The 13501-nt window shown below is 61.9% G+C and carries 14 protein-coding genes and 1 riboswitch; of the genes, 11 read left to right on the top strand and 3 right to left on the bottom strand.

Going from position 1 to position 13501, the window contains the following annotated elements:
* Nucleotides 1-3 precede the first annotated feature (3 nt).
* Nucleotides 4-1110 (top strand): YeeE/YedE family protein, encoded by a 1107-nt coding sequence (locus E5678_RS13965; RefSeq protein WP_136179088.1) that lies wholly within the window; start codon nucleotides 4-6, stop codon nucleotides 1108-1110.
* 288 nt (nucleotides 1111-1398) lie between these two features.
* Here E5678_RS13965 and E5678_RS13960 read toward each other — a convergent pair whose 3' ends face one another.
* Nucleotides 1399-2187: an HAD family hydrolase gene (locus E5678_RS13960; RefSeq protein ID WP_136180786.1), complete on the bottom strand. Its 789-nt coding sequence runs from the start codon at nucleotides 2185-2187 to the stop codon at nucleotides 1399-1401.
* Between the two features lie 475 nt (nucleotides 2188-2662).
* Here E5678_RS13960 and E5678_RS13955 point away from each other — a divergent pair, with 475 nt between their 5' ends.
* From E5678_RS13955 to E5678_RS13920, 8 genes are all read left to right on the top strand, one after another.
* Nucleotides 2663-2908, top strand: a complete 246-nt coding sequence (locus tag E5678_RS13955; RefSeq protein ID WP_136179087.1) for a hypothetical protein — start codon at nucleotides 2663-2665, stop codon at nucleotides 2906-2908.
* A gap of 472 nt (nucleotides 2909-3380) precedes the next feature.
* A riboswitch (S-adenosyl-L-homocysteine riboswitch) is annotated at nucleotides 3381-3468 on the top strand.
* A gap of 75 nt (nucleotides 3469-3543) precedes the next feature.
* Nucleotides 3544-4977: an adenosylhomocysteinase gene (gene ahcY / locus E5678_RS13950; RefSeq protein WP_136179086.1), complete on the top strand. Its 1434-nt coding sequence runs from the start codon at nucleotides 3544-3546 to the stop codon at nucleotides 4975-4977.
* 179 nt (nucleotides 4978-5156) lie between these two features.
* Complete coding sequence (locus tag E5678_RS13945) at nucleotides 5157-5918, top strand: TlyA family RNA methyltransferase (protein ID WP_136179085.1); 762 nt, start codon at nucleotides 5157-5159, stop codon at nucleotides 5916-5918.
* 23 nt (nucleotides 5919-5941) lie between these two features.
* Nucleotides 5942-6772, top strand: coding sequence for a methylenetetrahydrofolate reductase [NAD(P)H] (gene metF, locus E5678_RS13940; protein ID WP_136179084.1), 831 nt, complete (start codon nucleotides 5942-5944; stop codon nucleotides 6770-6772).
* A 234-nt stretch (nucleotides 6773-7006) separates the two neighbouring features.
* On the top strand, nucleotides 7007-7462 hold the full coding sequence (locus E5678_RS22815) for a septal ring lytic transglycosylase RlpA family protein (RefSeq protein WP_136179083.1): 456 nt from the start codon (nucleotides 7007-7009) through the stop codon (nucleotides 7460-7462).
* Between the two features lie 66 nt (nucleotides 7463-7528).
* Entirely contained in the window at nucleotides 7529-8806 is a 1278-nt protein-coding gene (locus E5678_RS13930) for an aminotransferase class I/II-fold pyridoxal phosphate-dependent enzyme (protein WP_136179082.1), read from the top strand.
* A gap of 49 nt (nucleotides 8807-8855) precedes the next feature.
* Nucleotides 8856-9620 (top strand): alpha/beta fold hydrolase, encoded by a 765-nt coding sequence (locus E5678_RS13925; protein ID WP_136179081.1) that lies wholly within the window; start codon nucleotides 8856-8858, stop codon nucleotides 9618-9620.
* 138 nt (nucleotides 9621-9758) lie between these two features.
* The gene (locus tag E5678_RS13920; protein WP_136179080.1) at nucleotides 9759-10355 is read left to right on the top strand and encodes an OmpW family outer membrane protein; all 597 of its coding nucleotides are present in this window, start codon (nucleotides 9759-9761) and stop codon (nucleotides 10353-10355) included.
* A 48-nt stretch (nucleotides 10356-10403) separates the two neighbouring features.
* Here the strand turns inward: E5678_RS13920 and E5678_RS13915 are convergent, their stop codons facing one another.
* Together E5678_RS13915 and E5678_RS13910 are read right to left on the bottom strand one after the other, a co-directional pair.
* A complete protein-coding gene (locus E5678_RS13915; RefSeq protein ID WP_136179079.1) occupies nucleotides 10404-11273 on the bottom strand; it encodes a DUF3047 domain-containing protein in 870 nt (289 codons plus the stop codon).
* 7 nt (nucleotides 11274-11280) lie between these two features.
* Nucleotides 11281-11949: a hypothetical protein gene (locus E5678_RS13910; RefSeq protein WP_136179078.1), complete on the bottom strand. Its 669-nt coding sequence runs from the start codon at nucleotides 11947-11949 to the stop codon at nucleotides 11281-11283.
* Nucleotides 11950-12287: 338 nt separating this feature from the next.
* On the opposite strand from E5678_RS13910, the gene E5678_RS22330 reads away from it, so the two are divergent.
* Together E5678_RS22330 and E5678_RS13905 are read left to right on the top strand one after the other, a co-directional pair.
* Nucleotides 12288-12446, top strand: a complete 159-nt coding sequence (locus E5678_RS22330; RefSeq protein WP_168708569.1) for a hypothetical protein — start codon at nucleotides 12288-12290, stop codon at nucleotides 12444-12446.
* 74 nt (nucleotides 12447-12520) lie between these two features.
* Complete coding sequence (locus E5678_RS13905) at nucleotides 12521-13501, top strand: HEXXH motif-containing putative peptide modification protein (RefSeq protein ID WP_136179077.1); 981 nt, start codon at nucleotides 12521-12523, stop codon at nucleotides 13499-13501.

Below are 13501 nucleotides of genomic sequence, written 5' to 3'. Positions count from 1 at the left end.
GTTATGGACTGGGTCGGCTGGGTAGAGCATTGGGGTGAGCCGGCGGTGTTGGCCGTGTGCGGTTTGCTGGCGGGGCTGGGCTTTGGCTTCTTTGCCCAGCGCTCGCGGTTTTGCTTGCGTGCCGCGGTGATTGAGTTCTGGCATGGCAAGTTTGGCGACAAGCTGACCGTGTGGTTGCTGGCCTTTGGCGCAGCGGTGGTTGGCGTGCAGTTGCTCATCATCCTGGGCTATCTGGATGTGAGCACCGCGCGGCAGTTGTCGGCGCGCGGCAGCATGTCGGGCGCGCTGATCGGCGGCTTGATTTTTGGCGCGGGCATGGTCATGACACGGGGCTGCGCGAGCCGCTTGCTGGTGCTTTCGGCCAATGGCAATTTGCGCGCCTTGCTGTCGGGACTGGTGTTTGCTGTCACGGCGCAGGCTTCGCTGGGCGGCGCTCTGTCGCCCTTGCGGGGCGTGATCTCGGGCTGGTGGGTGGTCGACGGTGGCCCGTCGCGCAGCTTGTTGGCACAGCTGGGCGCTGGGCCATGGGACGGCTTGGTGATCGCCTTTGTCTGGCTGGTGACTGCGCTGTTTTTTGCTTACTACAGCGGATGGTCGTTCTGGAAGTGGGCCGGTGGGCTGGGAACGGGCTTGATGGTGGCGCTTGCATGGGCCGGGACCTATCAGGTGATGAACCATTCGTTTGAGCCGGTGCAGATACAAGGTTTGACTTTCAGTGGGCCTTCTGCTGAATGGCTCATGCGGGTCTTGGCCGAGCCGGGCGAACCCTGGACCTTTGGGCTGGGATTGATGCCGGGCGTGTTCCTGGGATCCTTTTTGGGCGCTTTGGTTGGTGGAGACCTCAAGCTCGAAGGTTTCAATGGGGCCTACACCATGCCCCGTTACATCATCGGTGCGATGCTGATGGGTTTTGGCTCCATGTTGGCCGGTGGCTGCGCTGTGGGCGCCGGCATGACCGGGGGGGCCATCTTCGCTGTCACCGCCTGGGTCACGCTGGGTGGCATGTGGGTGGGCGGGGGGCTGGCCGACCGCTTGCTTGATCGCCCGGGCAATACCGCCCAGGAGGCGCCTGCCTCGCCCGTGGCTGCCGCTTCGTCGACGGCGCCCTGAACCGTTTCCCCGCCTTTGGGCAGATCATGCCGAGACCCTGGGCGTGGCAGGCGTGGGGCATGGGTGGTGATGCACAAAAAACCTGCGCGGTGTACCGCAGTTCAAGGCGGTATCCGAGGGCTTGGCCACCGAGCTCCAGCGCTTCGCCGCATCGGCCTGACAGGGCAAACGGTAGGGCTGCCTTACAACGGTTGCCCAGACAGGCAACGCCGCAACAGCCACCAGCGCTTCGGCCAGAATCCAGCGCAGGCCCGACGAAATGCCCGCTCCCCGGTCGAGGTGACCGGGTTACCGGGCTTCGAGGATGGCCTGCGCTACCTGGGCAAAACCGGCGCCGCGCTCGAGTTCGGTCACATAGGCCGGCAAGTGGGTGAGCTGGTCGGCAAAGCGCTGGATGTTGGCCACGCCCACGGTGTGCGTCATGTAGTGAAACATGCCCGCATCGTTGGTGGAGTCACCCACGTAGGCCCAGTTGCGGCGCTCGCCGTCGAGGTTGCGGCCAAGTTGTTGCTGAATGATCCAGCGCGCGCCTGAGACTTTGTCGTGCTCGCCGATCCAGCCATTGATGTGGATGGAGCTCACGGTGGCATTGAGACCCGCTGCCTGCATGATCCGCACCACGCGGGCGATGTCCTCTGGGGGCAGCTGCTGGAATTCGCTGTGGTCCACGGCAATATCGGTTTCCCGGCCCGCGCTGTCGGTGGACAGGCGGGCATGGGGCAGGGCGGTCAGCACGGTTTTGGCCACGTGCAGCAGACGTTCAAAATTCCTGCGCCTGGCGGTGTCGCTTTGCAAATAGGCTTTTTGCAGGCTGCCGTCTTCACCGCGCCACAAGGCCACCGAGCCGTTTTCGGCCACGATGGCGTCAATGGGCCAATCCAAGGCAAACGGCTCGCTCCATCCGGCAGGTCGCCCGGTGACGGCAAAGACATGCAAACCTGCCGCTTTCAGGTCGCCCAGGGCCTTCAGTGCCTCGGGTGTGATGGCGCCTTCGGATGTCAAGGTGTCGTCGATGTCGGTGAGCACGCCTTGGATGCGGCTGCGGGAGGCCAAAGGCCATTGGTCTAGGGGCTGCATGAACGAAAAATAGGGCGGTGCCAGGCGCAACTGTGCGCCAAGGGACACCACGGTTGCGGTGTTGATGTTTGCCATTGTGCATGTCCGGGAACCGGGATGGCTGACAGCCGAGTCAACCGGTGGTGAAAGCGCCCAATCTCCGCAGGGGTGCCCGACACCGGCACAAACAGGCAAGCAGCCCGCATTTTGATGTTCAAGGCCCTCAGCACGGGCTGTTCCTCGTGGCTTCGGTCCTGCGCTTGGCCGGGTCCATGGACGGGAGGCTTTCTGTGATCAGCGTCCCGGCTTCTCGGTGGGTTCTGATGGGCCTCGCGCTGCACCCGCACCCGCAGCCGCGTCAGAGTAGGGGTCCCGTCGGCCCGCTTCCCCAGCTTGAGGGATGGCATTGTTCGTGACAAAGCGCACACTTCGATTCCGTCCGTAGCGGCGGCGGACGCCCTCTTCACCGCCGTGTCGTGTTGAAGGAGTGCCGATCATGTCCAGCACCTTTTTATGCCCATTGTCCTTACTCGGCCTCATGGCCGCTGTCAGCCTGATGCTATCGGCGGAGGCCCACGGGGCACCGCGCAGCCAGGCGTTCAAGCCGACCCACCAGTACATTGACTGCAGTGCAGCCAAAAAAACGGCTCAAGCCGCAAAGCCTCAGCCAACGCCGGTCAATACCTCTGCAGTCGGCCAGAAACAGGTTGCACTGCCTTGTTCGCGCAAGCCTGCACGTTGATTGGGTAGGTGTTCTGTTTCTCTGTGCCCTTGCCCGAGGCGTTGCCACACGATCCAGCGGGCGCCCCGGACCTTGTCTTGGGTGCCGATCCAGCCTTTGGTGTGGATGGCGCTGACCGTGGCATGCAATCTGCCTTCGGGCATGCGCTTCACCACTGCGCTATCGTTTGTGCATGGAGGCGAACAGATCTGCAGTGATCGATGGCGATCGATGAGCGGTTTCGGCCCAAAGCCCCGATCCAGCCGGGCGGTGATCGCGCATACCGACAATCCTGCGGCGCGCAGGCGAATCAACGGATCCAGCCCGTCAGGCGCGGAGGAGGCCCCGGTGGTCAGGATGTCGCTTGCGTTGGTGGTCGCAGCGTGCACCTGTGCGCGATCCCCCGCGCGTCATTCTGAAACGGAAGCGAGGCCTAGGGAAGGCCCGCATTTCCGCACACACCTGCGCTGCGCTGCGCTTTGGTAGAATATCTCAATCCGAGGAGCGTTGCAGCGCACCCCCGACAGACGTCGGCGTGGGGCGTGAGGCTCGGAACATCATTGCAACGACGCTCATCCACTTGGCGTGCGATGGGCTTTTTTTCGCCTGGATTCGTGTGCCGAGGGATTCTTCAACTCTCTCTGGAGCGAACCAACATGAACGCACGCATCCCTGCCGCCCTCAATAATGACTGCGCCATCGCCGACATCGGCCTGGCCGACTGGGGCCGCAAAGAAATCAAGATCGCCGAAACCGAAATGCCGGGCCTGATGGCCATCCGCGAAGAATTCGCGGCCAAGCAGTCGTTGAAGGGCGCTCGCATCACCGGCTCACTGCACATGACCATCCAGACGGCCGTGCTGATCGAAACGTTGCAAGCGCTGGGCGCGACCGTTCGCTGGGCCTCTTGCAACATCTTCTCTACGCAAGACCACGCCGCTGCCGCCATCGCTGCCAGCGGCACGCCGGTGTACGCCATCAAGGGTGAGTCCCTGACCGACTACTGGAACTACACCCACAGCATCTTCGATTTCGGCCCCGCCAACACCGAAGGCGAAGGCCCCAACATGATCCTGGACGACGGCGGCGATGCCACCGTGCTGCTGCACCTGGGCAAGCGCGCCGAGACCGATCTCTCGGTGCTGGACAAGCCCGGCAGCGAAGAAGAGACCATCATGTACGCGGCCATCAAGGCCAAGCTGGCTGTGGACCCCACCTGGTACAGCCGCAAGAGCGCCCACATCATGGGCGTGACCGAAGAGACCACCACCGGTGTGCACCGTTTGAACGAAATGAGCGCCAAGGGAACGCTGATGTTCCGCGCTATCAATGTGAACGATTCGGTCACCAAGAGCAAGTTCGACAACCTGTACGGCTGCCGTGAATCGCTGGTCGACGGTATCAAACGCGCCACCGACGTGATGATCGCCGGCAAGGTCGCCTGCGTGGCCGGTTACGGCGATGTGGGCAAGGGCTCGGCCCAGGCACTGCGCGCCTTGAGCGCCCAGGTATGGGTGACCGAGATCGACCCGATCAACGCACTGCAGGCCGCCATGGAGGGCTACAAGGTCGTGACCATGGAGTACGCCGCCGACAAGGCCGACATCTTCGTGACCACCACCGGCAACAAAGGTGTGATTCGCCACGAGCACATGGCCGCCATGAAAGACCAGGCCATCGTCTGCAACATCGGTCACTTCGACAACGAAATCGAAGTCGCTTCGCTGGAAAAATACCAGTGGGAAGAGATCAAGCCTCAGGTTGATCACATCATCTTCCCCGACGGCAAGAAAATTATTCTGCTGGCCAAGGGTCGTCTGGTGAACCTGGGCTGTGGCACCGGCCACCCCAGCTTCGTGATGAGCGCATCGTTTGCCAACCAGACGATCGCCCAGATCGAGCTGTTCACGCGCCCCGAGGCGTATGACGTGGGCAAGGTCTATGTGTTGCCCAAGCACCTGGACGAGAAGGTTGCGCGACTGCACTTGAAAAAGGTTGGCGCCATGTTGACGGAGCTGACGGATGAGCAGGCCGCCTACATTGGCGTGTCCAAGAGCGGTCCTTACAAGCCCGACACTTACCGTTATTGAGTTCCCCCTGCGCCGCAGTCACGCTGACTCCCCCGCGCCGCCTTCGGCGTCACCCCCCCCCCAGGGGGCGGCGCTGGCGGCCCGGCGAAGCCGGTTCCGCTGCGCCCTTGATTCGAGCGGCTTTCGGACCGTTCGTTGCTGTTGATTGCTGCTTTCTTTTCCTTGGGTCTGGTTCTTGTATGCGCGTTGATCAATTGCTCGTCGATCGTGGCCTGGCTTCTTCTCGCTCTCAGGCACAGCGCCTGATTGCTGCGGGTGTGCGCTGGCGTTTGGGCGATGCGCCCTGGAAGGCCGTGGCCAAAAACGGCGAAGTGCTCCGCGAAACGGTGGAGCTGGAGTTGCTGGATATCGGTGAATCCCGCTTCGTTTCCCGGGGTGGCTTGAAGCTGGAAGGTGCGCTGAAGCACACGGGCATTGATGTCACAGGCCAGCGCTGTCTCGATGTGGGTCAGAGCAGCGGGGGCTTTACCGACTGCTTGCTGCAAGCCGGCGCCACCGAGGTGGTGGGCGTGGACGTGGGCCAAGGACAACTGCACCCGGTCTTGCGGGCCAACCCGCGTGTGGTGTGCATCGAAAAATGCAATGCACGCGAGCTGAGCATTGAGAGTCTGGCGCTGGCGGGTGTGGACGATGCGGGTTTTGATCTGATCGTCGGCGACCTCTCCTTCATTTCCCAGACGCTGGTCTGGCCGGCGATCGTGCCCTTGCTCAGACCAGACGGGCAGCTCCTGATGCTGGTCAAACCGCAATTCGAGCTGCAACCCGGGCAGATCGGCAAGGGCGGGCTGGTCAAGGACGCGGCCAGCTATGCCGTGGTGCAGGAGCGCATCGCGCAGGCCTGCGCAGACAACGGATTGACGTTGTGTGACTATTTCGACAGTGCCATCACCGGCGGTGACGGCAACCGCGAGTTTTTTGTCTGGGCAAGGCGATCTGCCTGAGCGCCCATCAAGAGGATTTCCCCATGGGCCTGCCCATCAGCATTGAGTTTTTTCCACCCAAGACGCCCGAGGGCGCTGAAAAGCTGCGCGCGGTTCGCCAGCAGCTGTATGGCCTGAAGCCGCAGTTTTGCTCGGTGACGTACGGTGCCGGGGGCTCCACCCAGCAAGGCACCTTTGACACCGTGGGTGAAATCCTGACCGAGGGCATGGACGCGGCTTCGCACTTCTCCTGCATCGGTGCGACCAAGGCCAGTGTGCGTGCAGAATTGGCCACACTGAAAGCCATGGGCGTGAAACGCCTGGTGGCCCTGCGCGGCGACTTGCCCAGCGGTTACGGCCTGGGTGGCGAGTTCCACTACGCCAGCGACCTCGTGGCCTTCATCCGTGAAGAAACCGGGAGCGATTTCCACATTGAAGTAGCGGCTTATCCTGAAATCCACCCCCAGGCGAAATCGCCCGAGGCCGATTTGCAGGCCTATGTGAGCAAGGTCAAGGCCGGGGCCGATGCCGCCATGACCCAGTATTTCTACAACAGCGACGCTTACTTCCGCTTTGTCGAAGAAGCGGCCAAGCGCGGTGCCACGGTGCCCGTGGTGCCCGGCATCATGCCCATCACCAGCTCCAGCCAGTTGCTGCGGTTTTCCGACGCCTGCGGCGCCGAAATCCCCCGTTGGATTCGCCTGCGCCTTCAAGGTTTCGGCGATGACACGGCTTCGATCAAGGCCTTTGGTCTGGATGTCGTGAGCGATCTGTGCGAGCAGTTGCGCAAGGGCGGTGCCGGCGCATTGCATTTCTACAGCATGAATCAGAGTGTGGCGACACTCGCGATTGCCAAGCGCCTTGAGCAAACTTGACCCCGCGTTCATGTGGCCGGTGGGGCTAGTGATGCCGCCGGTCCATGGGTGCTCTTCGGAGCGTGAGCAGAGATGACACACACACCGTTCAGATGCTGGCTTGATCGAATCAATTGGCCCTCGCCCCGCTGGGCACTCTGCGCCGGGGCAGCCGCTGCGCTGGTATTCGCTTTCAGCGGCTGCGCCAACGATGCCGGCAATGTCAGCCCGTCGGACAACAATCGGCCTTCTGGCATGCGTGCCGTTCCCGTTCCAGGTCGCGGGGCTTTGCCGGACAAGGCGCCTCCCATCGGGCAGGTGGCTCAGCCTGGGCTCAAACTGGAGGCAGCAAAAAGCCTGGAAACACGGCCCGAGGGGGACAGCCCGGTGGACGACGAGGGGCCGGCCGGTGTTTCGGGTGAGGTGATTGAGCGGGGGCGTGCTTCTTGGTATGGCCGCCGATTCCAGGGCCGATCCACCGCCAGTGGCGAACCCTTCGACATGCACGAACTCACGGCGGCCCACCGAACGCTGCCGTTTGGCGCCCGGGTGCGGGTGCGGAGCCTGCACAATGGCCGCGAAGTGGTGGTGCGCATCAACGACCGTGGCCCCTTCACCAAAGATCGTGTCATCGACCTGAGCCAAGCCGCCATGAAAGCGCTTGGTCTGCGCGCGCGCGGCGTGGTTCGCGTGGAGTTGCTGCGAGAATAATCAAAGGCGGCGCAGGTACCGCTCGCGCATGCTGCAGATCGTTTGTTGAAACCATCAGGAGACTTCATGAAACTCGAAACCATCGCCGTTCACGGCGGCTACACCCCAGATCCCACCACCAAAGCCGTGGCGGTGCCGATTTACCAGACGGTGGCCTACGCTTTTGACAACACGCAGCACGGCGCTGATTTGTTCGACCTGAAGGTGCCTGGCAATATCTACAGCCGAATCATGAACCCGACCAATGGGGTTCTGGAGGCGCGCGTAGCAGCGCTTGAGGGCGGCATCGGTGCGCTGGCCATGGCTTCGGGCATGGCCGCTATCACGGCAGCGATCCAGACCATCGCCGAAGCCGGTGACAACATCGTTTCCAGCTCGCGTCTCTACGGCGGTACCTACAACCTGTTCGCGCACACCTTCCCCCAACAGGGCATTGAGGTGCGTTTTGCTGATCCATCCGATCCGGCCGCGTTCTCGAAACTGATCGACGAGCGCACCAAGGCCGTGTTTTGCGAGTCCATCGGCAACCCGCTGGGCAACGTGACCGACATCGGTGCGCTGGCCGCAGTGGCACACGCCGCTGGCGTGCCGCTCATCGTCGACAACACGGTGACCAGCCCCTACCTCTGCCGCCCCTTTGAGCATGGTGCCGACATCGTGGTGCACTCGCTCACCAAGTACCTCGGCGGCCACGGAACCACCATCGGTGGCGCGATTGTCGACAGCGGCAAGTTCCCCTGGGCCGAACACAAGGCGCGATTCAAACGCCTGAACGAGCCCGACGTGAGCTACCACGGCGTCGTGTACACCGAGGCCCTGGGCGCGGCTGCGTTCATCGGGCGTGCCCGTGTCGTGCCGCTGCGCAACATGGGTGCCGCGTTGTCGCCCATGAATGCCTTCCAGATCCTGCAAGGCATCGAGACGCTGGCCTTGCGCATGGACCGCATCTGCGACAACGCCTTGAAGATTGCAACCCATCTGAAAAGCCACCCCAAGGTGAGCTGGGTAAATTACGCCGGTTTGCCCGACCACAAAGACCATGCCCTGGTGAAGAAATACATGGGTGGCCGGGCCTCCGGCATCATCAGTTTTGGCCTCAAGTCGTCCAATGCCATCGAGGCAGGCGCCCGTTTCCAGGACGCGCTGCAGCTCTTCACCCGCCTGGTGAACATTGGCGATGCCAAGTCGCTGGCCTGCCACCCAGCCTCCACCACCCACCGCCAGCTCAACGAAGCCGAGCTGGCCAAAGCGGGCGTGAGCAAGGACATGGTCCGCCTGTCCATCGGTATCGAGCACATCGACGACCTGATGGCCGATCTCGAACAGGCGCTCGCGGCGGTCTGATGTCTGAGTGGCCCATCCGCCCGGTGGGTCAGCGCAGGGGGGGCCAGTGATGCGTTTGCTGGTCGGTTGTGTGGGCGGTGCCGGGTTGCTGTACCTTCTGGTGTGTGCCGGGCTCTTCGCTTTCCAGCGGTCCCTGCTGTATGCGCCGCAGCCCGCGCGCTTTGATGTGCCCGGTATGCAATTGCCGGTGTCGGGCGCCGAGCTGCAGATATCGGTGCGCATTCTCGCGAAAGCGCCGGCCCTGCTGTATTTCGGCGGCAATGCCGAAGACGTGTCGGGCACCTGGGCTGAGTTGGTTGCTGCGTTTCCCGGCCGATCCCTGTACCTGATGCATTACCGGGGCTACGGACGCAGCACCGGGAAGCCCACGGAGGCGGCGCTGCATGCCGATGCGCTGGTGCTGTACCAGCATGTGCGGCAAATATTGGGAGGAGGCGGTGCCGATATCGCCGTCTTGGGGCGCAGTCTGGGCAGTGGTGTCGCGATGCGTCTGGCCAGCGAGCATCCGGTGTCGCAACTGATTCTGGTGACGCCCTATGACAGCATTGCCGCGGTGGCCGCAGGCCGATTCCCGTGGGTGCCCGTTCGCTGGCTGCTGCTGGATCCATTTGACTCTGCCGTGCTGGCATCGCGCGTCACGGCCCCCACGACCGTCATCATTGCTGAACACGACGAGGTGATTCCGCGCGAACGCACCGATGCCTTGGTGGGCCGCTTCGCGGCCGGGGTGGCGCGGGTGGTGCACATTCCCGGTAGCAGCCACAACAACGTCAGCGTCGGTGAGCCATTCCGGCGGGCGCTTCCCCGCTTTTGATGTGGATCAAGACGAAGTCAGGTGGCGGGCTCAAAGGCGCGGGTTGCACCGTCGGTTTGATCTTTCGCAAAGCGATGGGCGCGCCTTTCTCTTTCAATGGGACTCGGGAATGTTCCCGTGACAAAGTTGAAGAAAATCATGTCGAAAAAGCACATCGTTGCCACCGTTATCCTGGCTGTGTTCGCTTCTGGTTCCGCGCTGGCGCAAGCCTTTCAGGCCGGTGATTTGTTGGTGCGTGCGCGCGCCGTGAACCTGGACAGTGCCAACAATGACTCGACGGGTCTGGATCTGTCGGTCAACAACAAGACCTTGCCGGAAGTGGACTTCAGCTATTTCTTTAGCCCAAACCTGGCTGCTGAGCTGGTCCTTACCGTGCCGCAAAAGCACACGCTCTCTGCTGGTGCCACCGAGATCGGCTCGCTGCGCCATCTGCCGCCGACCTTGACCGTGCAGTACCACTTCAATGCCGGTGGGTTCAAGCCCTATGTGGGCGCAGGTCTCAACTACACGCGCTTCAGCTCGGTCAACTTGCCAGAGGGCGTCGACATCAAGCGCAACAGCGTGGGCCTGGCCTTGCAAGTGGGTGTGGATATTCCAGTGGCCAAGGATTTGTACGTCAACATCGACGTGAAGAAGGTCCAGATTGGGACCAAAGTCAGCGTTGCTGGCGCAGAGATCGGCAAATTCAAAGTTGACCCGGTGCTGGTCGGTGTCGGTCTCGGCTGGCGCTTCTGAGTCCGAGTCCCGATGGCCACCCACGCGGTGATTGAGCCGCAGGTGACCTCAGGGCTGGGCGGGGGCGGGGTGCCAGCTCAGTGGCCCATACCAGGCGACGCTCGCATGGCGGGTGTTGTTGCTGTCGGTCATCAGGGCGATGCCGCTGACGCGCTGCGGGATTTTGCCAAAGGCCGCTTCGCAGTCCGCAGCGACATTCCGCTCGAAGTCGACCCAGCGTCCGAGGCGCCCTTGGCCTGATTCGATCACCAGGGTCTTGATGCGCGCACTGCGCGCATGTGGAATCACCGTGCCCACCGGGTAGCGGTGGTCCCACACATACATCAGCGTGGCATAGGGCAACGGTTCGCCCGTGGCCATCTGCATCATGTCTGACAGCAACAGATCGCGTGGGGAAAAGCCTGCCCGGTCGCCGTCAAACTGGATGATGACCCGGGCCACGGCGTCGTCCAGGTGCCGGTCGGCCAGATCGCTCAGCGGATTGAGCGCATTCACAAACCAGGAAAAGTGCAGGACGCCCATCGCTTTGGCTTCGATGGCCAACGGCAAGCGCACCAAGCTGTCGCCTTGCTCGCTCTTTGCTTTTAGCGCAGGGCGGCCAGCATGATGCTCTGGGGTGTAGAACGAAGCGGGCCTGTTTCCGATGGCTTGGTGGCGCCAGTACGCGCCTTGAGCAGGTTTCGGCAGGTGATTGGCTTGGGCCCAGCTCGACGCATTGAGCGGGCTGGTCTGGTGCGAGCTGGGGGGCAAGGCACAACCCGTTGTCGCGATCAACAAGCCCGCAGAAAATGCTCGCATCCATTGGCTTGCACCAAGTGCAAGAAACGTGATGCGTTGAAGTCGCCAGGCCTTGAGGCCTGACTTCTTTGAAGGGGTTCTCAGCGTGTCGTACCTGGCGGTCATCTTGTGTGTTGACATCGGTTGCTCAAAGCCGCGGAATGCGGGTGCGAGAGGCACGCAGTGTGACCCAGGCTTTTCCCACCTCCGTGCACTGGGCGTCCAGCGCAGTGATCAACTGTTCCAGCATGGTGGCCAGCATCGCGGCCCTGTCGGCGTTGGGATGTTCCACTTGAATGGTCATGTAGGGATTGGTGTTGATTTCGTATGTTTCGTATCGTTCGCCTGTTTTCCCGAAGTCAAGGCGGCCAAAGTCCATGCCCGCATGGTCAAACACGCGCATCACATAGCTGCGCAACGGGTAGTCGGTCATTTCGAGGTACTCCTGCCGGTACTGCTCGTCGGTGGCCAAGCCCGAGACGCCTGTTTTGGCCATCCAGTGGGAGTCGTTCACGGTGTTGGCTCTGATGATGCGATCTCCGATGCGAAACGCCGACAGCTTCTGAAATGCGCCAGTCTGCAGGTTTGGGGTCGCCGCATATTCAACAAAAACCAGATCGCTGATCGGATACCCCAGTTGGAAGGCCCCTGCCAGCGCCTCGTCACACGAGGCACGGTCTTGCAACAGGTCGCTCAGCACCCCCCGGTGGCTGGCCAGCGTTCTGAGGAACACAGGAAACCGTTCGGGCCATTCACCTGCTGCGGGCAAGTGGCAGGTGTAGCTGTTGACACCCAATTGGTGCAGGTGCTTGAGCAAGCTGGCTCGTGGCCGGAAGCGCCGTGGGTCATTGAGAACGCGCAGTCCGGCAGCGCGCAGCCCGTCATAAAGATGGACAGCTGCCTCAAGTTCGCTCGACGACAGTCGGTCGAAATCGGTCAGAACATATGTCGCGCGCAAGGCTTTGGGTACCGTCAGGAGGGATTCATACGTGGCTTGGTGAACCGCAACACCCCGAGGGCGCATCAATGCTGGCCATGCTGCAAAGGTGTAAGCGTGTGCACGGGTTGTGACATACACCAGGTGCCTGAGCGCGTTGACGCGTGAAGTCGACCGTGTAACCATATGTGCAAGTTTAGGTTCAACAGGAGGCACAAATGAAGTTTTTTCAAAAGCTGAGTGTGAATGACTTGTTGGGATTCCGCTTGGCTCAATGCACGCCCGATGGAACAAAAACCCAACCAGGTGATGTGAAGCCGGGGAGCAAGCTGGGAGGGGCGGACGGAAGAAAACCGGGTAAAGCACTTAACACCTGAGGAAGCTCTTCTGAACAGGGTTGTTTGTGCGCGCGCCATCTTCGGCTTGTCAGATTTGAGTTTCTGAGGTGTGAATGCAGTTTGAACCCAGTGGCCAACGCGGTCGCAGGCTTGATGCTGAGATGCAGGCAGATTTGTTGCAAAGCCTGCAACACATTGCGCGTGCCTGTGAGCCTTCGGAAATATCCCGAAACCTCGCCCATCCGATCGAACTGATGAAGGGTGGCCATGCGATGCCGCCCTCGGCATTTGGTTTGTATTTCCACCTCGGAGAAACGCTGTTTGACGAGCGGCTTGACGATGCTGCTCTGGCGGCGAGCGAGTTGAGTCGGTGCGGTGCGCGAAGGCCGGGCATGGTGGTGCAGGGTCGGGGAAGCGAGGCCTCTCGAAGGCTTGATCAAACGCTGGACTGGCGCCTGGAGGAAGGGGCGAAAATCTTCGCTCCCGTCGCGGGGCCTGAGGTGGATGCTTTTCGTGAGCTCCTGGACCAGGGGATGAGTCTGCTTGCGTTGGGCGCGCCCGGGTTGCATGCCGAGATCGCTGCTTTTTTGTCCGAGGTGGTCGTGGCCCGGTCCCCAGCAGGAGGGGCAATAGACTTCGACGGGGCCTCACACTACCAGTTCTGGGGGCTTCTGATGCTCAACCCCCTTCACCATCGAAATCGGCTGGCCGTGGCGGAAGTTCTTGCCCATGAATCGGGTCACAGTGTCCTGTTCGGCATGAGTCGGGAGTCGACGCTGGTGCTGAACCCGGATGATGAGTTGTACGACTCGCCCTTGCGCACGGACCCCCGGCCGATGGACGGCATTTTTCACGCCACCTACGTCTCCGCGCGTATGGCGTGGGCCATGGAGACCTTGCTGGACAGCGGTTGTTTGAGCGCTGACGAGCGTGATCAGGCTTTGTCAGCGGCACACCTGGACCGCGACAATTTTCACAAAGGCGTGGCGACGGTTGACATGCATGCCCAGTTGACTCCGTCGGGGCGAGCGATCATGGACGAAGCGAGGCGATGGATTCTCGCGAGCGACCGCACGAACGCTGGCTATCGCTGA

The sequence above is a fragment of the Hydrogenophaga sp. PAMC20947 genome (assembly GCF_004795855.1).
Classification (GTDB): Bacteria; Pseudomonadota; Gammaproteobacteria; order Burkholderiales; family Burkholderiaceae_C; genus Hydrogenophaga.
This window is presented reverse-complemented; position numbering and strand designations above follow the sequence as displayed.

Bases quoted from the DNA above. Each gene is read 5' to 3' on its own strand.
- metF (WP_136179084.1), top strand. From the start codon at position 5,942: ATGGGCCTGCCCATCAGCATTGAGTTTTTTCCACCCAAGACGCCCGAG.
- E5678_RS13945 (WP_136179085.1), top strand. From the start codon at position 5,157: ATGCGCGTTGATCAATTGCTCGTCGATCGTGGCCTGGCTTCTTCTCGC.
- E5678_RS22815 (WP_136179083.1), top strand. From the start codon at position 7,007: ATGCGTGCCGTTCCCGTTCCAGGTCGCGGGGCTTTGCCGGACAAGGCG.
- E5678_RS13915 (WP_136179079.1), bottom strand. From the start codon at position 11,273: ATGTCAACACACAAGATGACCGCCAGGTACGACACGCTGAGAACCCCT.
- E5678_RS13920 (WP_136179080.1), top strand. From the start codon at position 9,759: ATGTCGAAAAAGCACATCGTTGCCACCGTTATCCTGGCTGTGTTCGCT.
- E5678_RS13955 (WP_136179087.1), top strand. From the start codon at position 2,663: ATGTCCAGCACCTTTTTATGCCCATTGTCCTTACTCGGCCTCATGGCC.
- E5678_RS13965 (WP_136179088.1), top strand. From the start codon at position 4: ATGGACTGGGTCGGCTGGGTAGAGCATTGGGGTGAGCCGGCGGTGTTG.
- E5678_RS22330 (WP_168708569.1), top strand. From the start codon at position 12,288: ATGAAGTTTTTTCAAAAGCTGAGTGTGAATGACTTGTTGGGATTCCGC.
- ahcY (WP_136179086.1), top strand. From the start codon at position 3,544: ATGAACGCACGCATCCCTGCCGCCCTCAATAATGACTGCGCCATCGCC.
- E5678_RS13960 (WP_136180786.1), bottom strand. From the start codon at position 2,187: ATGCAGCCCCTAGACCAATGGCCTTTGGCCTCCCGCAGCCGCATCCAA.
- E5678_RS13905 (WP_136179077.1), top strand. From the start codon at position 12,521: ATGCAGTTTGAACCCAGTGGCCAACGCGGTCGCAGGCTTGATGCTGAG.
- E5678_RS13925 (WP_136179081.1), top strand. From the start codon at position 8,856: ATGCGTTTGCTGGTCGGTTGTGTGGGCGGTGCCGGGTTGCTGTACCTT.
- E5678_RS13930 (WP_136179082.1), top strand. From the start codon at position 7,529: ATGAAACTCGAAACCATCGCCGTTCACGGCGGCTACACCCCAGATCCC.